General features: G+C 64.1%; 14 protein-coding genes and 2 pseudogenes. 8 read left to right on the forward strand and 8 right to left on the reverse strand.

The genetic code is table 11. From position 1 onward, the window contains the following. Nucleotides 1-130 precede the first annotated feature (130 nt). Nucleotides 131-2,097 (forward strand): annotated as a pseudogene (locus ACFPME_RS17660) (carboxy terminal-processing peptidase). 72 nt (nt 2,098-2,169) lie between these two features. Here the strand turns inward: ACFPME_RS17660 and ACFPME_RS16705 are convergent. The 8 genes from ACFPME_RS16705 to ACFPME_RS16740 all read right to left on the reverse strand — a co-directional run bounded on the left by ACFPME_RS16705 (nt 2,170) and on the right by ACFPME_RS16740 (nt 15,633). After that, nucleotides 2,170-3,921 carry a M1 family metallopeptidase gene (locus tag ACFPME_RS16705; protein WP_377306815.1) on the reverse strand — a complete coding sequence of 584 codons (1,752 nt, stop codon included), beginning with the start codon at nt 3,919-3,921 and terminating at the stop codon, nt 2,170-2,172. A 117-nt stretch (nt 3,922-4,038) separates the two neighbouring features. Then, nucleotides 4,039-5,901, reverse strand: coding sequence for a sulfotransferase (locus ACFPME_RS16710; RefSeq protein ID WP_377306816.1), 1,863 nt, complete (start codon nt 5,899-5,901; stop codon nt 4,039-4,041). Between the two features lie 111 nt (nt 5,902-6,012). Beyond that, nucleotides 6,013-8,865, reverse strand: a complete 2,853-nt coding sequence (locus ACFPME_RS16715; RefSeq protein WP_377306817.1) for a TonB-dependent receptor domain-containing protein — start codon at nt 8,863-8,865, stop codon at nt 6,013-6,015. A 213-nt stretch (nt 8,866-9,078) separates the two neighbouring features. Then, on the reverse strand, nt 9,079-10,410 hold the full coding sequence (locus tag ACFPME_RS16720; protein ID WP_377306818.1) for an aspartyl/asparaginyl beta-hydroxylase domain-containing protein: 1,332 nt from the start codon (nt 10,408-10,410) through the stop codon (nt 9,079-9,081). A gap of 82 nt (nt 10,411-10,492) precedes the next feature. Beyond that, complete coding sequence (locus tag ACFPME_RS16725; RefSeq protein ID WP_377306819.1) at nt 10,493-11,872, reverse strand: leucyl aminopeptidase family protein; 1,380 nt, start codon at nt 11,870-11,872, stop codon at nt 10,493-10,495. A 71-nt stretch (nt 11,873-11,943) separates the two neighbouring features. Beyond that, nucleotides 11,944-12,675 carry an HAD family hydrolase gene (locus ACFPME_RS16730; RefSeq protein WP_377306820.1) on the reverse strand — a complete coding sequence of 244 codons (732 nt, stop codon included), beginning with the start codon at nt 12,673-12,675 and terminating at the stop codon, nt 11,944-11,946. Between the two features lie 12 nt (nt 12,676-12,687). Next, nucleotides 12,688-14,037, reverse strand: a complete 1,350-nt coding sequence (locus ACFPME_RS16735) for a LysM peptidoglycan-binding domain-containing protein (RefSeq protein WP_377306821.1) — start codon at nt 14,035-14,037, stop codon at nt 12,688-12,690. Nucleotides 14,038-14,253: 216 nt separating this feature from the next. Then, nucleotides 14,254-15,633, reverse strand: a complete 1,380-nt coding sequence (locus tag ACFPME_RS16740) for a Do family serine endopeptidase (protein ID WP_377306822.1) — start codon at nt 15,631-15,633, stop codon at nt 14,254-14,256. Nucleotides 15,634-15,990: 357 nt separating this feature from the next. Between ACFPME_RS16740 and ACFPME_RS16745 the strand changes: the two genes are divergently transcribed. The 7 genes and pseudogenes from ACFPME_RS16745 to ACFPME_RS16775 all read left to right on the forward strand — a co-directional run bounded on the left by ACFPME_RS16745 (nt 15,991) and on the right by ACFPME_RS16775 (nt 23,371). Further along, nucleotides 15,991-18,153 (forward strand): adenosylcobalamin-dependent ribonucleoside-diphosphate reductase, encoded by a 2,163-nt coding sequence (locus ACFPME_RS16745; protein ID WP_377306823.1) that lies wholly within the window; start codon nt 15,991-15,993, stop codon nt 18,151-18,153. Nucleotides 18,154-18,270: 117 nt separating this feature from the next. Continuing rightward, nucleotides 18,271-19,023, forward strand: a complete 753-nt coding sequence (locus ACFPME_RS16750; RefSeq protein WP_377306824.1) for a hypothetical protein — start codon at nt 18,271-18,273, stop codon at nt 19,021-19,023. A gap of 97 nt (nt 19,024-19,120) precedes the next feature. Further along, nucleotides 19,121-19,858, forward strand: a complete 738-nt coding sequence (locus ACFPME_RS16755) for a TSCPD domain-containing protein (protein ID WP_377306825.1) — start codon at nt 19,121-19,123, stop codon at nt 19,856-19,858. A gap of 64 nt (nt 19,859-19,922) precedes the next feature. Continuing rightward, on the forward strand, nt 19,923-21,521 hold the full coding sequence (locus tag ACFPME_RS16760; RefSeq protein ID WP_377306826.1) for a TIGR04141 family sporadically distributed protein: 1,599 nt from the start codon (nt 19,923-19,925) through the stop codon (nt 21,519-21,521). A gap of 195 nt (nt 21,522-21,716) precedes the next feature. Next, entirely contained in the window at nt 21,717-22,424 is a 708-nt protein-coding gene (locus ACFPME_RS16765) for a hypothetical protein (RefSeq protein WP_377306827.1), read from the forward strand. A 103-nt stretch (nt 22,425-22,527) separates the two neighbouring features. Then, a pseudogene (locus tag ACFPME_RS16770) lies at nt 22,528-22,611 on the forward strand (TSCPD domain-containing protein); the annotation flags it as partial. 253 nt (nt 22,612-22,864) lie between these two features. Beyond that, nucleotides 22,865-23,371 (forward strand): hypothetical protein, encoded by a 507-nt coding sequence (locus ACFPME_RS16775; RefSeq protein ID WP_377306828.1) that lies wholly within the window; start codon nt 22,865-22,867, stop codon nt 23,369-23,371. Nucleotides 23,372-23,736 lie beyond the last annotated feature (365 nt).

Raw genomic sequence — 23,736 nt, forward strand, 5'->3', positions numbered from 1 at the left:
CGGTGCCGGCAAGACGCGCAAGGCAGCCACCTGGCCGCTCACTTCCACGCCCGAGGAGGCGCAGGCGGCGCAGCTTTCGGCGCGCTTCCTGACCCGTTTCCACTACGACGCGCAGCCGCTCGACGATGCGATGTCGGCGCGGATCTACGACGCCTACTTCAAGCTGCTCGACGGCGAAAAGGTGTTTTTCACCAAGGCCGACATGGCCAAGTTCGCGCCGCTGAAGACCAAACTCGACGACGCGATCTGGAATCAGGATCTGTCCGCGCCGTTCTCGGTGTTCAACCTCTACGTGCAGCGTGCCGTCGAACGCATGACGTATGCGCGCGGCCTGCTCAAGCAGGGTTTTGATTTCTCCGTGGACCAGAGCTACACGTTCGATCGCGAGCACGCCGACTGGCCGAAGGACCAGGCCGAGCTGGACGACCTGTGGCGCAAGCGCACGATGAACGACTGGCTGCGTCTCAAGTTGGCCGGCAAGCCCGATGCGGAGATCCGCAAGACGCTGGACAAGCGCTACGCCGGCTATATCGAGCGGGTCAAGCAGCTCGATGGCGAAGATGCCTTCCAGACCTTCATGACTTCCTACGCCGAGACCACCGATCCGCATACCGATTACCTCGGGCCGCGCGCCGCGGAGAACTTCGACATCGCGATGAAGCTGTCGCTGGAGGGCATCGGTGCGGTTCTGCAGGCACGCGACGATTACACCCAGATACGCGAGCTGGTGCCGGCCGGGCCGGCCAACAAGTCGGGCAAGATCCAGGTCGGCGACCGCATCGTCGGTGTCGGCCAGGGCGACAGCGGCCCGATCACGGACGTGATCGGCTGGCGCCTGGACGACGTGGTCAACCTGATCCGCGGCAAGAAGGACACCACCGTGCGGCTGGAGATCCTGCCCGCCGATACCGGCGTGGACGGCAAGCACGAAATCGTCAGCCTGGTGCGCAAGAAGGTCAGCATCGAGGAGCAGGCGGCGAAGAAGAAGATCGTCGAGATCAAGGACGGCGACGTCACCCGCAAGATCGGCGTGATCGAGCTTCCCACGTTCTATTCCGATTTCGGTGCGCGCAGCGCCGGCGACAAGAACTTCAAGAGCGCCACCCGCGACGTCGCCAGGCTGCTGGGCGAACTCAAGACCGCGGGCGTACAGGGCGTCGTCGTGGACCTGCGCAACAACGGTGGCGGCTCGCTGGCCGAGGCCAACTCGCTGACCGGCCTGTTCATCGACAAGGGGCCGGTNCGCTGGCGGTACTGGTCAACCGGGGCACAGCGTCGGCTTCGGAGATCTTTTCCGCGGCGATCCAGGACTATCACCGTGGCCTGATCATCGGCGAGCCCACCTTCGGCAAGGGCACCGTGCAGAACCTGGTCGACCTGGACCGTTTCTCTCAGAACGACAGCGAGACGCCTCAGCTGGGCGAGCTGAAGATGACCATCCAGGAATTCTTCCGCATCAACGGCGGCTCCACCCAGTTGAAGGGCGTGACGCCGGACATCGCGTTCCCGAAGAACGGCGACGACAAGGACTTCGGCGAGTCGACCTACGACAACGCGTTGAAGTGGACGCAGATCCCGCCGGCCGACTACCAGGTGGTGGCGAACCTCAACGCCTACCTGCCGCAGCTGCTCCAGCTGCACGCCGACCGCGTGGCGACGTCGCCGGCGTGGAAACTGATGCTCGACGAACTGGCACAGTACAAGACCATGCGCGCCAAGACCGCGATCTCGCTGAACTTCGCCACCCGCGAGATAGAGCGCAAGCAGCAGGACGCGATCCAGTCCGACTTCCGCACCCGCCACAAGGCCATCGACGGCAGCGATGCCTTGCTCGCCGACGACGCCAGCCGCCTCGACGACGGCCTCAACGCGAACGAGCGCAGCCTCACGAGCGAGCTGAAGCAGGAGAAGGAGGCGAAAAAGGCAAAGGACGTGCAGCTCAACGAAACCGCGCACATCCTGTTCGACGCGATCGGCATGATCAAGTCCGACCCCAAACTGGCCAGCGAGGTGCTGCCGTACGGCGGAAAGTACGCCAGCACCGCGGCGGTCACGGCCAAGGCCGAACATGCCGCCGTGCCGACTTCGCAACCCTGAGTTCCATGTGGGGTGAAAGACAAGAAAAAACCGGCGCCTGGCGCCGGTTTTTTTTGGTGACCGCGGCGCGGTTTACTGCGCGGCGTGCTTCGCCTGCTTCCGTTCGCGCTGCTGCTTCATCCAGCGCTGGTAGGCGTCGATGTACGGCATCTCGCGCAGCACTTTCGCGCGCGGATCGACGATCAGCAAACTGCCGGCCGGCACCTTCAGCTGGCCATTGCCATCGGTCATCGGCAACGTGTGCACCGCATCGCCCACCTGCACGTCCACCGGCATCGGGAACGGCTTGCCGTGTTCGGTGACCCAGTGCAGCGTGACCGTATCGCCGTCATGCCGCACGTCGAGGCGCGGCAGCGCGGCATCGCGCAGGTAGACATCGAAGAACCAGCGCAGGTCGCGGCCGGTCACCTTGTCGACGATCGCCACGTAGTCGCTGGTGCTCGCGTAACGCGGGCTGAAATTGCCCGGCTTCGGATCGGCGCGGCCATACACCAGCAGGCGGATGCTGTCGAAGAAATCCTTGTCGCCAATCAGCTGGCGCAGGGAGTGCAGCATCACGGCGCCCTTGTTGTAGATGTCCTGGCCGGGGCCGATGTCGCCGTCATAGACCTGCTCTTCGGTCTTGCTGCTGCCGGATACGACCGGGTGCCGGTTGCGCAGCATCAGCCGCAGGTCGCGCAGCCAGCTGTAGTAATCGGTGTCGCCATGCAGGTACTGGCTGTAGAGCGGCTGCATGTACGTGCCGAAGCCCTCGTGCAGCCACATGTCGTCCCAGTCGGCATTGGTGACCTGGTTGCCGAACCACTCGTGCGCAAACTCATGCTGCAGCAACTGGTCGAAGCCGTAGCCGTCGAGGCGGTAGTTGTTGCCGTAGGCGTTGATGGTCTGGTGTTCCATGCCCAGGTGCGGGGTTTCCACCACGCCCATCTTCTCGTCGCCGAACGGGTACGGGCCGATCTCCTGTTCGAAGAAGTCCAGCATGCGCGGGAAGCCCGCGAACAACTCCTTCGCCTGCGCCTCCTGCCCGCGCAGGTACCAGAACTGCAGCGGGATGGTGTTGCCGTAGCGGCTCTTGTAGTCGGCCTTGAGTTCGTCGAACGGGCCGACGTTGATCGAGATCGCATAGGTATCGGGATGCTTGGCGCGCCAGTGATACGTATGCCGGTCGCCCTCGTCGGTGATGCCCACGAGCATGCCATTGCCGGGCGCGGCCAGCGTCCTGGGCACGGTGATGAAGGTATCGACCAGGTCGGGCTCGCCTTGCGCCTGGTCGATGCACGGCCAGAACAGGTCGCAGCCCTCGCCCTCGACCGCGCTGGCCACCCAGGGCTGGCCGTCGGCGGTGTGGCTCCAGACGAAGCCGCCATCCCATGGCGCTTTTTTCGCGACGTGCGGCTTGCCGCCGTAGCGAATGGTCACGCGTGCCTTGCCGCCTGCGGCAAGCGGCGTCGACAACTGAATGCGCAGGCGTCCGTCCGGATTGCTCCACGCGCCGGCGGCGAGTGTATGGCCGTCCAGATCGATGCTGCTGATCGGCAGGTTGCGGTCCAGGTCCAGCAGCAGCACGTCGGTGGCGGATTTCGCGGTGAAGCTCAGCGTGGCGATGCCGTCGATGCGCTGCTGCGCGGCGTCCACGGTGAAGTGCAGCTCGGCGTGATCGAAATGCACCCGCGCCTGTTCGACCGGCATCACGCCGCCGGAACCCAGCGTCTGTGCCGTCAGCGCCGGCTGGGCCGGTGCCGCGGTCCGGGCGATCGGTACGCTAGTGCAGGCGGCAAGGGCGAGCGCCACGCCGGTGGCGAGCAGATGCTGGCGAAGGTGCATGGTGGCTTCCGGTCGTGGAAACCGACAGGATGCAATGTTCCAGGCCCGCGTGACAACGCCATAAGTCATACCGGCGGCTCGGCCGACACGCCGCCGCGGCGGCCCGCCGTGCCCGCTCTATTCGGCGTAGCCGAGGCGATCGATCCACGGCTGCAGCAACGGCAGCACGGGCTCGAACTGTTCGCGATAGTTCTGCCAGCGACCGACCGCCTTGCGGTGAACGCCTTCGGTGACTTGCGCATAGCTGGGTGTGCTGATGAAACGCTTGTCCCGTGCGTGTTCGGCGAAGCGCGCCATGGGCGACGCGTCGGAAGTTTCGAGGAACTGCCCCAGCCGGTCGACCTGATCGTCGAACTGGCTGACGACGGATTCGTAGCGCCACTCCAGTACCCGAGGCGCAAACGCGTCGACATCGCGGTACCACTGCTCGAAGGCCCTGGCGTAGCCGCGCGCCAGGCGTGGCAGCGACGAACACAGCACCATGAACGCCGGCGAGCGGAACGGCTGCATGCTGCAGCTGAGCAGCACGTCGCAGGGGTGGCGCAGGCACAGGATGATGCGCGCGTGCGGAAACAGCCGCATGATCATCGGCAGGCACAGCATGTTGAGCGGATTCTTGTCCACCAGGCGACGCTCGCCGAGGTCGGGCAGCACCTTGCCGACCAGGCGCCGATAGACGCTGCGCAGTTGATCGGCGTCCTGCTGCGTCAGGCTCGCCAGGTCCGCGGGATAGTGCTGGCCAACCAGCGCCATGCCTTCGATCAGGTCATGGATGTAGGCGCGCTCATCCATGGACCGGAAATCGGGATGGGCATCGAGCATCTGTTCCAGCAAGGTGGTGCCGGAACGGGGGAAGCCGACCACGAAGACCGGGCTGTGCCGGCTGTCGGGCGAGGACAACGGTTTCCAGTCGGCACGGGTAGCGTGCCCGAGGTCGCCGCCCGCCACCTGCAGCGGCTGACTGTCTGCCGCCAGCAGTTCCGGCACCACGTTCCGGGCGATGTCGAGCTGGGTGGCGTGCGCCGTGCACCGCGCCTGCCACGCCTCGGGATAGCGCCCTTGCCGGTCGCGGGCGGCAGCCAGGCCGAAGGCCGCGCTGGCCCGGCTTTCGTCGTCGATGGTGCAGGCGAGCACGCGCTGGTAGAGCGCCTCCGCGTCCGCATGAGCACCCCTGCGCATCGCCATGACCGCGTGCGCGCGCCAGCCATCGGCGCGGGCCTGTTCTGCATCCGCTGGCAGGGCGTCGAGTGCCTCCGACGGCAACTGCCGCAGTTCGTTTTGCGCAGCGTCGATCTGGTTGTTTCTTTCGTACAGCAAGACGCGCTGCGCGGCGATGCGCAGACGCATGACCCCGGCCGCTGGTCCGTCGGGCAACTGCGCCCGCGCCAGTGTGCGCAACGCTGCATCCAGATCACCCTGGACAGACAGCATGGCGGACAGCACCAGGGCCTGCTCGGCCGGTTGCGCCGGCCAGTCGACGGCTCCGTTCAGCATGGTTTCCTGATGGGTGTTGTCGCCGCAGACGTAGCAGGCATATGCCGCCTGCAGTCGGGCTTCGATGAAATGCGGAGCCAGGTGCGCCGCATCCAGCAAGCTCTGCCTGGCCAGCAGCCAGCGCCGTTGCTGCGTATAGAGCAGGCCGAGGTTGTAGTGCAGCTCGGCATCGTCCGGCGCCAGCGACAGCGCCGTCAGCAGGGCCTGCTCGGAGGCAGGCAGGTCGCCCGCCTGCCGGCAGGCGACCGCCAGATTGTTCCAATAGGCCGAAACATCCGGCCGCATCTGCGCCAGCCGGCGGAACGTCGCCGCGGCCTGCCGGTGACGACCGGTTGCCTGTTGCGCCAGGCCAAGCAGCACCTGCACGCCCTCGTCGTCCTCGTCGGCCTGCGTGGCCTGCCCGGCCAGGGCAATGACCCGCTCCGCCTCGCCGGCGTGCCACGCGCCCGCCATGGCTGTAGCCAGATCGGTGCTCGGAGCGGGCATGGCATCTCCATCAATCGTTTTGCGACCCCCATTATGCAAGAGGGCCGCGAATGTACTCGCGGCCCTCTTGCAGTTCCGGATGTTCCGGATGTCGCCTAACCGCTCAGGACGTCAGAACTTGATCGTCGCACGGGCCCAGTAGTAGCGGCCGAGCACGTCGTAGGTGGCGGTGTCCACGTTGTAGTTCGCGCCGTTCTGGTAGACCAGTGGCGGCACCTTGTTGCTGAGGTTGTCCACGCCGATGTCGAAGCGGGTGTGGATCGACGGCACCGCGTAGCCCAGCTGGATCGAGTGGTAGAGCACCGAAGCCATCGGGATGTTCACGCCGGCGATGTTGTAGTCGGCATTGAGGGCGGTCAGCTTGTTGATGTAGCGGGACTGCCACTGGGCGTTCCAGTTGCCCTTCTCCCAATTGAGCGTGACCGTGCCGCGCCAGCGCGAGATGTTGCCGAATTGCGGCGTGAAGGTGCCGGCGTAATTGACCGTCTTGGCGCCCGGCTCGCCGGGCGTGGCGTTGATCTTGTACGTCGACGTGTAGCTGGTGCTGAGGCCGGCCCGGAAGTTGCCCGGGTCCACGCTGCCCAGGTCGAAATGCGGGATCTTGTAGCGCAGCGTGTAGTCGATGCCGGTGGTGCTGAGGGTGCCCAGGTTGACCTCCGGGGTATTGATCAGGAATACCTGGCCCGGCTTCGTGCTGGTGTTGTTCTCGCGCGTGATGAATGAGCAGTACGGACTGCTGGCGTTGTTGAAGCAGGAGTTGACGACGGTATCGGCCTGGATCGCCGTCAGCGTGTCGGACAGGTAGATGTGCCAGAAGTCGAGGCTGGTGGACAGGCCCGGCAGCCAGTCCGGGTCGTAGACCAGGCCGAGGTTGATGGACTTGCCCTTTTCGGGCTTCAGCGTCGCGCCGACCGTGGCGGCGCCGGAGTAGAACGTGTTGACCTGCGCTGGATCGTTGCCGGCCCAGTTCACCGGAACGAACTGGCAGGCTGCCGCATGCGCCGCGAGTTCGGCCGCCGTGCGCTTGACGCAGGGATCGTTCAAGACTGGCTGGACCAGCGTGCGCCCATCGTAGAGCTCATTGAGGTTGGGGGAGCGGAACACCTGGGAGATCGTGCCGCGCAGCAGCAGGTCGGCCGTGGGACGCCACTCGATGGCGATCTTGCCATTGGTGGTGGTGCCGGTGGTGCTGTAGTTCGACGTGCGGATGCCCAGGTCGAGGTTCAGCGAGTGCGCCCATGGCTGCTCGGAGAGCAACGGGATCAGCGTCTCGGCATACACCTCCTTGACGTTGAGGCTGCCGCGACCGGGCGAGCCGCAGGCTTCCTGCAGGATCTGGCAGGTGGTGGTCACCGGGTCGAGCACGGCAAAGTCGCTCACGGTGTAGTTCATGGACTGCTTGCGGTACAAGGCGCCGGCAGACAGCTGCATCGCGCCGGCGGGCAAATCCCACAGCTCGCCGCTGGCGTTGAACTGGGCCTGCTTGGTGGACTGGGTGAAGACATAGATCGGCGTTTTCACGCCGTTCTTCAGCTGGTCGCCGACGCTCGGGTCGGCCTGGTTGAAGATGTTTGCGCCCGCGTCGACGGCGGCCTGCAGCGAAGGAATGTCGACCTCGTTGGTGTCTCGCTGGTCGCGTTTGGTATGGCTGTAGTTGACCGACGCATCCCAGATCCAGGTGTTGTCCTGGCCGAAATTGCCGCGCAGCCCGGTGTTGATCTGGCCGGTGTTGGTGGTGTAGCTGTGCACGCGCGTGCCGGCGCCGGTGAGGCGGGTCTGGAAGGTGTAGCCGCCGTTCTGGGCAAAGGTGACGCCGAACGGATTGATCGGATTGCTGGAGGAGATGATCAGGCCGTCGCCGGTGCCGACCGGCGAAGGCGCATCCTGGCCACTGGATGCCGTGTGGTTGTAGAACGCATCGACGAACGCGGTCAGGTTGTCGGTGAGGTTGTAGCTGCCGAGGACAAAGCCGTTGGTGCGCTTCTGCGCGGTCTGGATGTAGTTGAGCGCCGCGTAGTTATAGGTATCCGAGGCGAGACGGCAACGGTAGTCGCCCAGCGATGATCCGTCACCCTGCGCCAGGGTTACATTGGCAGTGCCGCTCGAATTGATCGGGCAGCCGTACTGGCTGGCGATCGATGCGGGCAGCTGGATTCTGCCGGTCGGAATGGAGCTGGAACCGGCCGCCACGACGGAGCCGCTGGACAGGTACAACTGCTGCTTGGAGAACTTGCGCCGGGCGCCGAGCACCGCGTCGTACTTGTTGTAATCGAGGCCGCCGACGATGCTGTAGTTCTCGCCTGTGCTGCCTGCGGTGAGGTTGAAGCCGCGGCGCTGGGCGTCGCCGTGGCTGGAGATGCCGTCGTTCAGGCTGAACTGGGCGCCCTTGAAGTCCTTGCGCAGGATGAAATTGACGACGCCACCGATGGCGTCGGAGCCGTACACCGTGGAGGCGCCTTCGGCCAGCACGTCGACCCGCTCGATCATCTCCGGCGGGATCAGGTTGAGATCCGGGTTGGCCATGCGCTGGCCGTTGACCAGCACCAGCGTGCGGTTGTTGCCCAGGCCGCGCAGCGAGACGCGCGACGCGCCATCGCCGGCTTCCAGCAGGGGGCTGGCCACGCCACCGCCGTTGCTGTTGTTCGACGGGTTGGTGGCATTGCCGGAAATGCTCGGCATTTGCTGCAGCACATCACCCAGCACGGGTTTGCCCGAGTTGGCGAGCGTGGCGCGATCCAGCGTCACTACCGGACTGGCCGTCTCCACGTCCACGCGCCGGATCAGCGAGCCGGTCACCACCACCGCCTGCAGGGTCTTGGCCTTGCTCTGGGCCGGCGGCGTCGAGGTCTGGTCGGCCTGCTGCTGTGAATTACTGGCGGGCGAGTCCTGTGCCTGGACCATGCCTGCCGCCGTGAAAATACCCGCTGTCAGTGCCAGACGCACTGCCAGCGACAGGTGATTCATGCCGTATTTCATAAATTCTCCCCGATAGATGTGAAGTGTTGGCCTTTAACTTTAGACGTCCCCCCGAACGCCACAAGCACGTGCCCGATATCGCCGTAACGGCTGCCCGTGCCTGATAGTCCGAAGATTACTCTCTGGAGCGGCCTTGCGCGCGGATGGCGTCGCCTCTGGATGACATGGGCGCGGCGATCGGCGCCGACGGCCCCGCAGACCTCAGGTGGCGGACGGCGCCGGAATCGCGCCGGACCGATTGAAGTCGCCAATGGCGGCCACCAGGTCAGCCACCGCAGCCCGCTCCACCTCGCTGAGGTCGGGGTTCCAGCTGTCCATGATCAGCACCACGCGGGTCTGCTCGCTGTGGTTCCACGCTTCGTGCTCGAACGTATCGTCGAAGGTGACACAACGGCCTTCCTCCCACACATGGGTTTCGCCGCCGACGCGCAACGCGCAATCCGGCGGCACGATGAGCGGAAGATGGGTGACCAGGCGGGTGTTGGTGACGCCGCGGTGCGGCAGGATGTGCGTGCCCGGGCGCAGCAGCGAGTACAGCGTTTCCGGGGCGTGGTCGCGAACCCGCACCAGCGGCAGCGAGTCCAGCAGCCCGATGGTGCGCGGGCAGCGCGCGCAGTTGCCGTCATGGCGCACACCATGCCGATAGAAGAAGAACGCATCCCACGCCGGCTCCTGCGTGCCGGATGCATCCAGCAGACGCGCCGCCACCGCCTCGGCCGAGGGGGCGCCCAGAAACGGCACGAGGTCGTTTCCCGCGTCCGACAGCACGGCGCGCAGTTCGTCGCGGATCACATCAACGGCAGCCTCCAGCCGCGCATGCGCGGGAAAGCGTTCCCGCGGGTAGAAGGTCTGGCTGGGCACGCCAGGGAAATACAAGAACCCGGGGCGCTGCCGCGGATCCGGCAACGGCGCGGGCTGCTCATGCAGATAGATGGCCAGGCAGTGGTCGACGCGGGCCAGTTCCGCTGGCCCGTAGCGTTGCCGCAGCGGCTCGATGGTCGCGGCGAACAGCTCGCGCCGACCCGCAGCGACGTACTGCGTGGCGTGCTTCACCGCGTCGCGCACGCCCGGCGCGGTGGTTTCGTCGCTGAGCCAGCGCCCGCGCGCCTGCGCGGCATGGATCGCGCCCAGATACGCCGTCATCGCTTCATGGCGGTGTCCCTGTTGCTCGAACACGACGCCAAGGCGCAGACGCGCCACGAACATGCCGGGCGCCAGCTCCAGGCCTTTGCGCAAACTGTCGGCGGCCGCGTGCAGGTCCCCAGCCAGCATCTGTGCCGACCCCAGCTGGTGCAGGATCGCCGCGTCCTGCGGCTGGCTGCGCCGTGCCGCCTGCAGCAGTTCGATCGCGCGCACGGTGTCGCCCCGGCCGAGCTGGCGGGTGGCCAGGAACTGCAGCGCTTCGGCGTCATCGGGCCGCACCTCGAGCAGGCGCGAAAAGGCCTGCTCGGCGAGCGTCATGTCGCCACGCTGCAACCCCGCAAGCGCTTGCGCGCGCCAGGTCGCAGGAGCGGTGTCCGGCGGACTGTCCATCGGTGGGTTCCCTCCAGCAACGTACCCGGAAAGTATAGGAACGCGATCACGTCACCCGGCCGCGCACGCGATCGGCAGGCACTCAGCGCGCGTAGCGGTCCTGCAGCAGCGCAAACATCGCGCGCAGCCCCATCGCCTCGCCGCCGCGCGGCCGGCCGGGGCGATCGGTGTCGTTCCAGGCGTAGGTGTCCAGATGCAGCCAGGCGATGTCCGCCGGCACGAAGCGTTCGAGGTAGAGCGCGGCGGTGATGGCACCGGCGTGGCGCGACGCGCCGGCGTTGGCGAAATCGGCCAGGTACGAATCGAGCATCCGGCGATACGGCCGCCACAGCGGCAGCTGCCACAGCGGGTCGGCGACCTTGCGCGCCGCCTCCAGCGCGACCAGCGCCAGCGCGTCGTCGTTGGAGAAAAGCGCCGGCAGGTCCGGCCCCAGCGCCACGCGGGCGGCGCCGGTCAGGGTCGCGAAGTCGATGATCAGTCCGGGCTTCTGCTCGGCCGCGTAGGTCAGCGCATCGCACAGCACCAGCCGGCCTTCGGCGTCGGTGTTGTCCACCTCGACGGTGAGCCCGGCACGGGTGGTGATCACGTCGCCCGGCCGCATCGCGTTGCCGGCGACGGCGTTCTCCACGGCAGGTATCAGCAGGGTCAGCCGCACCGGCAACCCGGCTTGCATGATCAGCCCGGCCAGCGCGATCGCGTGCGCGGCGCCGCCCATGTCCTTCTTCATCCAGCGCATGCCGTCGGACGGTTTCAGGTCGAGTCCGCCAGTGTCGAAACACACGCCCTTGCCGACCACCACCAGCTTCGGGTCACCGGCCTTGCCCCAGCTCAGCTCCACCAGCCGCGGCGCGCGGTGACTGGCGCGGCCTACCGCATGGATGGTCGGGAAGTTGGCCTCGAGCAGTTCGTCGCCGACCCATTCGCGCACCTTCGCCTTGTGCGTCTTGCCCAGCTGCCTGACCGCCTTGGCCAGTTGCGCCGGACCCATGTCCTCGGTGGGCGTGTTGACCAGGTCGCGCACCTGCGCGGTGGCTTCCACCAGCGGCGCCAGCTGCTGCCGTTCGGCCATGCTCACGACAAGCCGCGCCGGTGCACGCTTCGGCTGGCGATAGCGGCTGAACTGATACGCGCCCAGCGCCCAGCCCAGTGCCGCCAGCGCGGCATCGCCCAGCACGCCCTCGGCGGCAAGGTGATAGCTGGCCTCGGGCAGGGCGCACGGCAAGGCCGCGAGTGCGGCCAGCGGATCGGACGGATCGATCCCGACCAGGACGCGCACCAGCTTGCCGGCAGGGTCGGACACCAACGCGAACGTACCCGCCGCCGCCTCGAAACCGCTGTCGCTCAGCCAGCGCCGCTGCGCCGCGCTGAGCCGGCGCCGCGTCGCGGCGTAATGCGCGGCGTCGGTGGTTTCGATGGCGATGCTGTGACGGCCACCGGGCTGGCGTTCGATCAGGGTGGACATGCGGCTTCCTTCTGTTGGGCGTGGGCCTGGTTCGCAGGCGCGATTCGCGTCGCGGGCCGCGCAGGCGACACCTAATGATGCGCGTTTTGCCCGGCGGCTGCCGGGTCGCCGACGGGCTGGGTCTCCAGCCAGTTGGCCAGCGCGGTCATGTCACGCAGGTCCAGTTCCGGTGGCGGCCCGAGCCCGCTCGGCCAGCGCTGCGCCTGGCGGTTGATCCAGGCGGTGCGCAGGCCGGCGTCGCGCGCGCCGGCCATGTCCATCGCCGGGTCGTCGCCGACGTGCAGGATCTGCTGCGGCGCCAGGCCGAGGCGCTCGGCGGCAGCCAGGAAAATCCGCGGATCGGGCTTGGCCATGCCGCTGTCGCGGGCACAGACATGATGGACGAAGTGGGCATGGATGCCGATGCGTTGCAGGTCGGCATTGCCGTTGGTCAGGCTGACCAGCGGCAGGCGTGCGGCGATCCGCTGCAGGGCCGGCAGGCTGTCCGGGTACAACTCCACGGTGTTGCGCGCGGCGAAGTAGATCTCCCACAGTGCCTCGATCGGCGCGGCGGCCATGCCGCAGGCGGCAAACGCCCGCTGCAGGGTGAGCTGTCGCTGGGTGGTGAAGTCGTGCGCCAGGTCGAGCCGCTCGGCGGCCACGCGTGCGCGCAGCTCGCGCATGGCCGGGATCGGCCACGCGCGTGCGACCTCGGGGTGGTGCTGCCGCAGCCAGGCGTCGACCGCCTGGTCGGCGCGCTCCAGTGCCGGAAGCACCGGCCACAAGGTGTCGTCCAGATCCAGCGTGAGGGCGAGTATCTGCACGCCAGGACGGGTTCAGCGCTTGCTGACGAGCAGCACCTGGCCGAGCTTGAGCTGATCGTTCTTCAGGTGGTTCCATTCACGCAGCTTGGCCACCTCGACCGCGTGCCGCTTGGCGATCGACGACAGCGTGTCGCCCTTGATCACTTTGTAGGTCGTCGCGGTCTGGCTGGCGTTGGCGGTGACCTTGCCGAACTCCTTGCCATGGCTCCCGCTGACCGTGGTGGCCGACCCGCTGGCGTGGGCGACGCCGCTGACGGTAACGTCGCTCACGCTGCCCTGGATGCGGTTGAGCCGGGCCGTGTCGGCCGCTTCGGCCCGACGCTTCTCCAGCGCCATGCGGGCCGCCACCGTATCCGGCGAGGTGGGTGCTATCGCCACCCGCGCGGCGTAGGTTGCGCCCGGTGCCGAGACCGGCGTGATATTGCTGGCGCGCGCACCGACTTCGGCGAGGATGCGGCTGCGCCGCGAACCGTCCATCGCGATCAGCGCGCTGCCATCCTCGAACGGCAGAACCGCATGCTTGCGCAACACGGCCTTGCCCGGTTCGCTCTGCACGAAGTCGACGAAGGCCTGCGCGCTGGCCGCCTTCGGGCTGCCCGGATTGGTCACCAGGTACAACGGAATGAACAGCGGGTAGCTGCCGTCGGCGACGTTGGCGACGGTGGCCCGCTTGCCATTGATCGGAATCGCCTTGAGGTTGCCGTTGCCGCTGATGCCCGCGAGCGTGGCCACGCCCAGGCCATTCGGATTGAGCGCGATGCCTTCTTCGAGCTTGCGCGTGTTGACGTACAGCCGCGGCGCGGCCACCGGCTGGTTGCCGCGACCGAACAGCAGGCTGCGCAGGCTGTACTCCACCCCGTCGCCCGGGCTGGCCACCGCGTAGACGTCGATCGGCGCGTTGTTGCCGCCGACCTCGCTCCAGTTGTGGATCTTGCCGTAATAGATGTCGTGCACCTGCTTCAGCGTGAGGTTGCTGACCGGGTTGGACGACTGGGTGATGATCACCAGCGCACCCCAGGCCACCGGGGTGAAGGTGAGGCGGGCGTTCTGCGCGCTGGCATCGCCGGGCCGCGCGCTGCCGGCCAGGTCCGCGGTGCCGTTGGCCACTGCGTCGATGCCCGAGGCGGTGTTGAACGGCTGCAGCTCGATGTGGCCGTGGCCGCTTTTCTCCCACGCCAGCGCCACGTCGTCGACCACGCCGTTCGCGGTGGCCACGTCGCCGCGCCAGATCAAGGTGGGGCCGTTCGCGGCGGCGCCGGCTTTGGCCCTGGTTTTGGGGTGGCTCTTGGCAAAGGCCGGGGCAGCGACGAGGCTGGCTCCGATCAGGGCGACGGACAGCAGACGGGCGAGACGGACGGACATGGTGGTCGGGAACCTCGGCAATGATGTGGGTGCAGGCCACGAGTATGCCGCCCTGCAGGCGCACATACGGTGAACTGGAAAGGGTATTCCATCGACCTGAACATCAAACATCAAGCATTTTCACGGCTTGGCGCGAAGCAGTTCGCCGACCTGTGCGCCGGGGCACAGGTCGGCGAACGGCACCATGGTTTGCCGGCGGCTGGCCTGCGCCGTGGTTCAGTTGACCATCACGTAGCGGCTGCCGTCGGCGTCGGCGACCACCAGCACCAGCTGGCGCGGCTTCACGCCGGCCAGGCCGCGCAGCATGCGCAGGCTGGTGATGCGCTGGTTGCCCACGCCGATCAGCACGTCGTCGGTGGTCAGCCCGGCACGCGCGGCGCGGCTGCCCGGCTGCACCGCGCTGATCGCCACGCCGTAGATGCCGGCGCTGCGCTGGCGATCGCTGAGTTCGCTGAAGCGCACGCCGCTGAGGCGCGGATCGAGCTGGCCGCCATCGGCGCTGGCCAGTTTCTCCACCGCCAGCGTGGCGCTGACCTGGCGCGCATGCCCGTCGCGCAGCACGCCCAGCTGCACCGCGCTGCCCACCGGCAACAGCCCTTCGGCGTTGCGCAGTTCCTGTTCGCTGCGCAGCGGCTTGCCGTTCAGCGTGGTCAGCACGTCGCCCGGTTGCAGGCCGGCATGCGCGGCGGCCGAGCCATCGCTGACCCCGGTCACCACCACGCCGTTGTCGTCCTTCAGGCTCAGCAATCGGGCGATGCGCGGCGTGATCGCCTGCGTCTGCACGCCAAGGCTGCCGCGTTGCACCTTGCCGTGTGCCAGCAGCTGCTGCATCACGTTGCTGGTGATGGCGCTGGGAATCGCAAAGCCGATGCCCACATTGCCGCCCGACGGCGAGAAGATCATCGTGTTGATGCCGACCAGCTCGCCGCGCAGGTTGACCAGCGCGCCGCCGGAGTTGCCGGGGTTGATCGAGGCGTCGGTCTGGATGAAGTTCTGGTAGCCGGTATCGCCGAGCCCCGAGCGGCCCAGCGCGGACACGATGCCTGCAGTAACCGTCTGGCCCAACCCGAACGGGTCGCCCACCGCCACCACGTAGTCGCCCACCTGCAATCGGGTCGAGTCAGCCAGCGGCAGCGCCTGCAGGTGGTCGGCCGGGATCTGCACCACCGCCACGTCGGTGTCCGGATCCGTGCCGATCAGCTTGCCCTTGACGGTGCGCCCGTCCTGCAAGGTCACGCTGATGTCGTCGGCACCGCCGACCACATGATTGTTGGTCAGCACATAGCCCTGGGCCGCGTCCACGATCACGCCCGAGCCCAGGCTCTGCTCGACGCGCTCGCGCGGCGCCGCGGGCAGGCCGAAAAACTGGCGCACCATCGGGTCGTCGAAATACGCATCGCGCACCTGCACCCGCGTCTTGGTGGAGATGTTCACCACCGCCGGCGTCACCCGCTGCAGCATCGGCGCCAGCGACGGCATCGGCTGGCCATTCACCGCTGCCGGCAAGGTGGCGGCACGGGTCGGGACGAAGCCGATGGCGGCGGACAGCAGCAGGCCGGCCAGCCAGGGCAGGAGTCGGGAGCGTTGCGTCGACATGATTTCTCCTTACTAAAGGCGACAGATGCGGCGCAGCTTCGACCGGCGAGGTGCGCGGCGGTTCCATCGCGGCAAATCCCGTCCAGAGCTCTTTACTTCCAGCGGCGTCGGGGTTAACTTGCCTATCCGGTAGCAACCACAACATCTTGTGTTCACGTGCCAGCCCTGAGACAAGTGCTGGTGTCGACCATCGCACTCTTGAGGGGGAGTCGTTGTCGTCGGAATCAACGGGCACAAGGCCTGAGGGCAACCCTCACGGCCTGTTGGCTGCAGCGGACATAACGTAAACGACACCGTCGTATCCAATAAAAAAATCAACGGGGGCCGCAAGGCCGCGCCGAGAGGTCTTAGAAGCCGATGAGCACAATGCGTGCGCCAGCCACAAATCCAGCCACAGGTCGTGATGCCGTCGTGGACATTCCGCTGCAACCTGCGTCGTATGACATCTGGGACAAGAAGTATCGCCTCAAGGCCAAGTCGGGCGAGCCGGTCGACGCCACCATCGACGAGACCTACCAGCGCGTGGCGCGAGCCTTGTCCGACGTGGAAACCAGCGACGAGCTGCGCGGCCTGTGGTACGAAAAATTCCTGTGGGCGCTGCGCCGCGGTGCGATCCCCGCCGGCCGCATCACCTCCAACGCCGGCGCGCTGGCGCACAAGCCGGCCACCTCCACCATCAACTGCACCGTCTCCGGCACCATCCGCGACTCGATGGACGACATCCTGGAGAAGGTGCACGAAGCCGGCCTCACGCTGAAGGCCGGCTGCGGCATCGGCTACGAATTCTCCACGCTGCGTCCGCGCGGCGCCTACGTCTCCGGTGCCGGCGCGTACACCAGCGGCCCGCTGTCGTTCATGGATATCTACGACAAGATGTGCTTCACCGTGTCCTCCGCCGGCGGCCGCCGCGGCGCGCAGATGGGCACGTTCGACATCAGCCATCCGGACGTCAAGGAGTTCATCCGCGCCAAGCGCGAGGACGGCCGGCTGCGCCAGTTCAACCTGTCGCTGCTGATCACCGACGGCTTCATGGAAGCGGTCGAGCACGACCAGGACTGGCCACTGGTGTTCCCGGTACACGTGAAAGAGCAGCACGAAATCGACCTTGCCGATCCGGCGAAAGTCGTCTGGCGCGAATGGCCCACGCACGACAACTACGTCGACCGCGAGGACGGCCTGGTCGCCTGCAAGATCTACAGCCACATCCGCGCGCGGCACCTGTGGGACATGATCATGGTGTCCACCTACGACTATGCCGAGCCGGGCTTCATCCTGATCGACAAGGTCAACGAGATGAACAACAACTGGTGGTGCGAGCACATCCGCGCCACCAATCCCTGCGGCGAGCAGCCGCTGCCGCCGTACGGCTCCTGCCTGCTGGGCTCGATCAACCTGACCACCTTCGTGCGCGATCCGTTCGGCCCCAAGGCGCGCTTCGACTGGGACGAGTACCGCGAAGTGGTCAAGGTGTTCACCCGCATGCTCGACAACGTGGTCGAGATCAACGGCCTGCCGCTGGAGCAGCAGCGCAACGAGATCATGTCCAAGCGCCGCCACGGCATGGGCTTCCTCGGCCTCGGCTCCACCGTCACCATGCTCAAGCACCGCTACGGCAGCGCCGAAGCGGTCGCGTTCACCGAGGATGTCTCGCGCGAGATGGCCGTGGCCGGCTGGGAAATGGCCCTGGAGCTGGCCAAGGAGAAGGGCGCCGCGCCGATCCTGCTGCGCGACTTCACCGTCACCGGCGACATGCTGCGCAAGCGCCCGGAAATGGCGAAGGACGGCTACAAGATGGGCGATACCATCCCCGGCCGCGTGCTGCACGCGAAGTACTCGCGCTACATGCAGCGCATCGCCAGCGTGGCGCCGAACCTGGTGGCCGAGCTGGCCGAGACCGGCGCGCGCTTCACCCACCACAGCTCGATCGCGCCGACCGGCACGATCAGCCTGAGCCTGGCCAACAACGCCAGCAACGGCATCGAGCCCAGCTTCGCGCACAGCTATTCGCGCAACGTGATCCGCGAAGGCAAGAAGTCCAAGGAGAAGGTCGAGGTGCTCAGCTTCGAGCTGCTCGCCTACCGCGCGCTGATCAATGCCGATGCCAAAGTGTTCACCGACGAGGCCGCCAACAAGCTGCCGGACTACTTCGTCTCCGCCGACGACATCGGCCCGAAAGAGCACGTCGACATCCAGGCCGCCTCGCAGAAGTGGATCGACTCGTCGATCTCCAAGACCGCCAACGTACCCACCGATTACCCCTACGAAGACTTCAAGGACATCTATTTCTACGCCTACAAACAGGGCCTGAAAGGATGCACCACGTTCCGCTTCAACCCCGCCGCTTTCCAGGGCGTGCTGGTCAAGGAATCCGATCTTGAAAGCACCCTCTACCGCTTCGAGCTGGAGGACGGTAGTGTTGTCGAACTGAAAGGCAATGAGCAGGTGGAGTACGACGGCGAAATGCACTCCGCCGCCAACCTCTTCGACGCTTTGAAGGAAGGCTACTACGGCAAGTTCTGAGTCCAGGTCATGGGCCGCGGGGTAGCCGCCTTGAAGGAAAAAGCTCATGGCAGTTCTGAACCGTCGCACGTCCACGCGCGCGACAACTCAAGCGGTCCACCGGAGGGGAAAATCAGCATGTCCATCGAGAACGAAGTTGAAATGAACAGCAGCGCCGAACCGGTCCACTCCGAGGCGCCCGCCGTCGTCCTGCCCGTGCTGCCGGACGTGGCGCCGCCCGCACCGGCCGCCGCACCCGCCGCCGGCAGCAACGGAGCGACGAGGAGCACGGCACCGGCCAAGAAGGCCGCGCCGAAGAAAGCCGCCGCCAAGAAGGCTGCGCCGAAAAAGGCGGCAGCGAAAAAGGCTGCGCCGAAGAAGGCCGCGGCCAAGAAGGCAGCACCGAAGAAGGCAGCCGCCAAGAAGGCAGCACCCAAGAAGGCAGCCGCCAAGAAAGCTGCTCCGAAGAAGGCTGCTGCCAAGAAGGCCGCCCCGAAGAAAGCCGTAGCGAAGAAGAAGGCGGCCCCGAAGAAGGCGGCAGCCAAGAAGGCCGCACCGAAGAAAGCCGCCGCCAGGAAAGCCGCGCCGAAGAAAGCCGTGAAGAAGACGGCGGCGCGCAAGGCGCCGGCCAAAAAGGCCGCCGGCAAGGTCGCCAAGAAAGTCACCCGGGCGCCCGCCAGGAAGGGCGCCAAGGTCGCAAAGAAGGTCAGCAGCAAAAAGACGGCCAGCAAGAAGGCCGCACCGAAAAAGGCGGCAGTCAAGAAGTCCGCCAGCAAGAAAGCCGTCGCCAAGACGGCCAAGAGGTCCACTGCCAGCAAGAAAGCGAGCGTCAAGTCGGCACGGCCAGCGAAAAAGGCCGCCGGCAAGAAGGCCGCTGCAAAACGGAAGTAAGTGACACCGCATGCGGCCCGGCCACGCGCCGGGCCGCATGCTTTTTCGCACCACGCCGCGTCCACTCCGGCACCGACACTAGAGAAGAAGAAAAACCATGGCGATCAAGATCGACAAGAAGATCACGGGCTACAACGTGGTCAAACCCGAGGACAAGGTTGCCGCCACCCCGGTCGCCGCCGCGCCCAAAGAGCCGCGCCAGGCCGAAGTGATCCAGATGCACGAAAGCGTCGAGCGGCCGGAAACCTTGGTCGGCTCCACCTTCAAGGTCAAGTCGCCGCTGTTCGAGCACGCGCTGTACGTCACCATCAATGACATCGTGCTCAACGCCGGCACCCCGCACGAACAGCGCCGCCCGTTCGAGATCTTCATCAACTCGAAAAACATGGACCACTTCCAGTGGATCGTGGCGCTCACCCGCATCCTGTCCGCCGTGTTCCGCAAGGGCGGCGACGTCACCTTCATCGTGGAAGAGCTGAAAGCCGTGTTCGACCCGCGTGGCGGCTACTTCAAGTCCGGCGGCGTCTACATGCCCAGCATCGTCGCCGAGATCGGCGCGGTGATCGAGCAGCACATGAAGAACATCGGCATGATCCACGACCCGGAAATGGACGATGCCACGCGCAAGCTGATTGCCGAGAAGCGCGCTGCGTATGAGCAGGCCGGGGCAAAAAAAAACACTGACGTAAGCGCGGCAGCCAGCGCCAAGGGCGAGATCAACGACTCCGGCTTTCCGCCGGGTGCGACGCTGTGCCAGAAGTGCAATACGCAGGCGCTGGTGCTGATGGATGGGTGCCAGACTTGTTTGAATTGTGGGTATTCGAAGTGCGGGTAGCAAGTGATGACTCCACTGAGTAAATAGTCGGCGCTATTTTGTGCGCGGCTAGGGAGGGCCGGCAATGTCAACAGAAGCTCAAGAGGCTAGATTCGCAGTCAATGTCTATTTGCTAAGAGATGGCGTAGGTACACCAACTAGTGTCTTAGACTTTTCAGGCTTAAACGACTCGATTTCAGTGTTCGTAGGCCCCGATAACGCCGTCGCGCAACTCCACTATGGCCGGACCTCGGGTGCACCCGACTGGTTGGTCCGCCTTTTTCAGATGAGTCATGGCTCTCCTGAATTGCCTAAAGGCGCGTCGATATCTGGGTTGCTCCCTGTTCCAGTTAATGGTCGACATTTTATTCTCACCTTTGGTCACGCATGGCAGAAAATAAAGCCGAAGCTGATCGAACCTAATTTCGGGATTAGGTGTGTCCTAAACTTGGCCGAAACAAACTCACTCAGGGGGATTAGGCGCGATCGAATTGCTGAAGACACCCTTCAGGCAATTGAGCAAATCCCGGACAGCGATGACATCTCCCGATTTGGCATGGATCTCGAAAAGGACCTGCTTCGCGGCGTTAAGGCTAAAGTTGACCCAGCTTTGGGGTACGGTCGATGGGTGGCGGGCGGGGATTCCTTCAAGACATCGTTGAACCTTTCTGAGGAATCATTTGCCAGTTTTCTTGCGAGGTGTTTGGCCCTTTATAGCGCGCAGACTTACAAGGGTCGATTCGAATGGGTGGATAACATTGTGCCGCTTCGAGACTCCGGTCTCGTTGAAAAGTTAGAATATAAGCTTGCTGAACTAGTCGCGCACAAAAGTTCGACGATTGCAATGTCAGCACCAGCACTGCTTTCTTGGAACGATCATGACTATTTCTCATTCGAGAAGAAGAGAAAGAGCCAAAGTCCAAGCGCAAACTATCTGGATATCGGCCATTGGGTTGAACATGCCGCTCTGAAGGGAGTCGCAATAAATCCGGAGGCCTTATTTAAAGAGCAAATATACGCATTTCGACAAGGCGAACAGTCTTTTGAACACTGGTCGCTTATCGAGTGCCTTCATGCAGTTGTGCCCTTGGATGATCGACTGTTTCTCGCTCACGCCGGATTTTGGTTTGAACTGAGCAAGAGTTTCGTCGCAGAGATTGAAAAGAGAGTGGGGGAAATTCCAGTTTCAAAGATCATCTTGCCGTCAACGACGGTGGCTGAAAAAGAGGGCGACTACAATGCGCGTGTGGCGCTCGACTCCAGCGGGGCACTGTTGTTACTGGACAAGAAGCTTATCTGGCATGGAGGCGGCCAAAGCAGATTCGAGCTTTGTGACTTGCTCTCGCAGGATGGTCAACTCGTTTGCGTCAAGCCTTGGGGAGGCGCATCCGGTTCGTTGAGTCACCTTTTCTATCAGGCAAAAAATGCAATAACATTAATAAATAAAGACTCTGAATTCGTGCCAAAGGTACGAGATCACATTGGGAAGATTGATGCTAATTTTGTCGATATTTTGGACTATGTGTGCAAATATCCGAATGAGGCGGAAGTGGTTCTAGCTGTGATACGAGGGTGCAAAAAGGAGAGTCTTCCTTTTTTTGCGAAGCTTGCTCTTTGTGACTGTGTTACCGATCTCCGTTCAATGAGATTTACAGCAACATATATGACTATTGATGTGGTTTAAATCTGTTAATTATCACTGAAAAAGGGGCGCCATTTTGCCACTGGTTCAAACGGGCACTCAAGTGGAAGAGAGGCAGCGTTAGTTTCTTTTTTTGTGAGCGATAGGGACGTAACCCCTTTTTCTGCGGCCATTGCTAGCCGGAAGGGCAGACTACGGACCGTTCACTTTTCCCTAATAGGGCTTGGGGAGTTTCTCATGGTTGAGCGTCGCTGGAGGTCGGGACTGTATTTGGCCCTCGCCGGTGCCGCAGGTTTTGCCGTTGGCTGGCTAGTCTTTCATCTGCCGGAAGCAGCATGTGGGCCCCTCAGGAGTGAGCTCGCTGCACAGTGGATCGCCGCTGGAGCGACGTTATGGGCGGTGCTTGTTGCAATCAGCGCTTCTAAACGAGCTACCCAGACAGCACTTCATCTGAAGACAGTAGAGGAAGTCGCCGAAGCAAAGAAGCTTGAGTCAATGCGCCTCCGCCTCTCGGTTATCTTCAGAGGCGAGCTCTACCTTCTTGGTGGCACTTACGCCCATTTCCGAGAGCAGATCCGGGAAACGGCTGCCAGTGGCAACCTCCGAAATCTGCAGCACCTGCTGATCAACGGATTCCCCGAACAGGGGCTTTTCCTGATGGAGAAGTTCGCGAACGACTTCTACGCGTTCGACGCGGACGTAGGTGGACGCTTGGCGATGGCGCTCTGGCGGTGGAAGACCTACGTCCAGCGGCCGAGCGCCAAGGACATCCATCCCTCGGCCCTGGTGACCGCGGCGAACTCTCTGTTCGGCTCGCTTGGCTGTGCAATTCACGACCTACGCACAGCGCACGCAGCGCTTGCGTCCTACATACCTCCGAATTCGGCCGTCGGAGAGGACGAGGCGTGGTTTTCCAACACCGAGCGGGAATACTTGCCCACCTAAGTCAGATCAACGCTAACCGGGCCCAAAAAACCGGGGTCAGAGTGCAAAAAACCGGGGTCAGAGTGCACTTTTAGAAAGTCGTCTCTGACCCCGGTTTCCGCTGTGCGTGAAGTGCAATACGCAGGCGTTGGTGCTGATGGATGGGTGTCAGACGTGCTTGAATTGTGGGTATTCGAAGTGCGGGTGAGATGTAGCTGACTCGAAATCAGGTGTACGTGGAAGCGTACCGGGGTTCGAATTCCTTCCTCTCCGCCAGTAGTAGCAAGGCTTTATACGATCCCGGCCCAGCGCCGGGATTGTTGTTTTTGGAATACGTGGTCACCCCGGGGTCATTGCTACTCGCGTAACCATACGCAGCAGATCGGAGACGACCGTAGGTAGCGGAGCGGGATACGCCGGTGTAAAACGGCTGATCACATCATCCGGATCAGGGGACCAGCATGGATGTCACGATCGAGATGTCGTCGCTTCGAACCGCGGCGCTGGTAGACGTAGCCCTAGGCCAACTTTTCTACCGAGTATCTACAAACCACGACCTATCCGGCCTCTGCCTACGCGTGACAAATCATCCTAAAGCTACCGTCCAAAATGCTTTCATCACTTTGGATGGAGAGAAGCCGTTTCGGATCGTCTTGATCAGGGAAAGTGACGAAGGCGACGTGGTGCTTCCTGTGCCGATGTCTCCGTTCTATGTGCAATATTTGAGCGAGCAACCGGAGCTAGAAAATTTGTATGGTCTGGGTGGCTTGGTGATCGCACCAGACGGGCCGTTCTTTGTCGTTCAACATGACCAACACGACGGAAATAAGGTAACCAAATATTTTCTGCGTATGCGCGATTGGGCCATTCTGGCGGATCCGCCCACAAGTGCTTGCGGCATCACGAAGTGGAAACTGACAACACGTGATGGCTCCAGCGAAAATGTTTGGCTGGGCCATCTGGCATGACCGGGTGGTCCGGCGCTTTAGTCGGCTTCGCAAGCAATGTCATCGTCGCGGTAGTTGTGGCGATGATTACTGTTCGACTCGCGCTGAAACGCTTCTACAGAGAGAAATGGTGGGAGCGAAAGAGTGCGGCGTACATATCGCTAATCGAAGCTATCCATCACGTTAGAGACTACGCAGACACGCATTACACGTTTGCTCTCCTAAATAAGGAGCTGCCAGACGAAGGCACCGAAAGACTGCGACGTCCCCCCGCTTTGAGTAGCGGGTGGGTTTAGAGTCCGGTGTTACTTTAACTGCTTCGCGTAGGCGGCCGGTGTCAGCCCGCCCAATGCCCTCTTCGGTCGCTCCTCGTTGTATTCCCGCCG

The organism is Rhodanobacter umsongensis, from assembly GCF_042654965.1.
Taxonomy (GTDB): Bacteria; Pseudomonadota; Gammaproteobacteria; order Xanthomonadales; family Rhodanobacteraceae; genus Rhodanobacter; species Rhodanobacter umsongensis.

What these genes read in the sequence shown, in the direction of transcription:
- ACFPME_RS16705 (WP_377306815.1), bottom strand. Translation starts at nt 3,921, where the DNA reads ATGCACCTTCGCCAGCATCTGCTCGCCACCGGCGTGGCGCTCGCCCTT.
- ACFPME_RS16710 (WP_377306816.1), bottom strand. Translation starts at nt 5,901, where the DNA reads ATGCCCGCTCCGAGCACCGATCTGGCTACAGCCATGGCGGGCGCGTGG.
- ACFPME_RS16715 (WP_377306817.1), bottom strand. Translation starts at nt 8,865, where the DNA reads ATGAATCACCTGTCGCTGGCAGTGCGTCTGGCACTGACAGCGGGTATT.
- ACFPME_RS16720 (WP_377306818.1), bottom strand. Translation starts at nt 10,410, where the DNA reads ATGGACAGTCCGCCGGACACCGCTCCTGCGACCTGGCGCGCGCAAGCG.
- ACFPME_RS16725 (WP_377306819.1), bottom strand. Translation starts at nt 11,872, where the DNA reads ATGTCCACCCTGATCGAACGCCAGCCCGGTGGCCGTCACAGCATCGCC.
- ACFPME_RS16735 (WP_377306821.1), bottom strand. Translation starts at nt 14,037, where the DNA reads ATGTCCGTCCGTCTCGCCCGTCTGCTGTCCGTCGCCCTGATCGGAGCC.
- ACFPME_RS16740 (WP_377306822.1), bottom strand. Translation starts at nt 15,633, where the DNA reads ATGTCGACGCAACGCTCCCGACTCCTGCCCTGGCTGGCCGGCCTGCTG.
- ACFPME_RS16745 (WP_377306823.1), top strand. Translation starts at nt 15,991, where the DNA reads ATGAGCACAATGCGTGCGCCAGCCACAAATCCAGCCACAGGTCGTGAT.
- ACFPME_RS16750 (WP_377306824.1), top strand. Translation starts at nt 18,271, where the DNA reads ATGTCCATCGAGAACGAAGTTGAAATGAACAGCAGCGCCGAACCGGTC.
- ACFPME_RS16755 (WP_377306825.1), top strand. Translation starts at nt 19,121, where the DNA reads ATGGCGATCAAGATCGACAAGAAGATCACGGGCTACAACGTGGTCAAA.
- ACFPME_RS16760 (WP_377306826.1), top strand. Translation starts at nt 19,923, where the DNA reads ATGTCAACAGAAGCTCAAGAGGCTAGATTCGCAGTCAATGTCTATTTG.
- ACFPME_RS16765 (WP_377306827.1), top strand. Translation starts at nt 21,717, where the DNA reads ATGGTTGAGCGTCGCTGGAGGTCGGGACTGTATTTGGCCCTCGCCGGT.
- ACFPME_RS16775 (WP_377306828.1), top strand. Translation starts at nt 22,865, where the DNA reads ATGGATGTCACGATCGAGATGTCGTCGCTTCGAACCGCGGCGCTGGTA.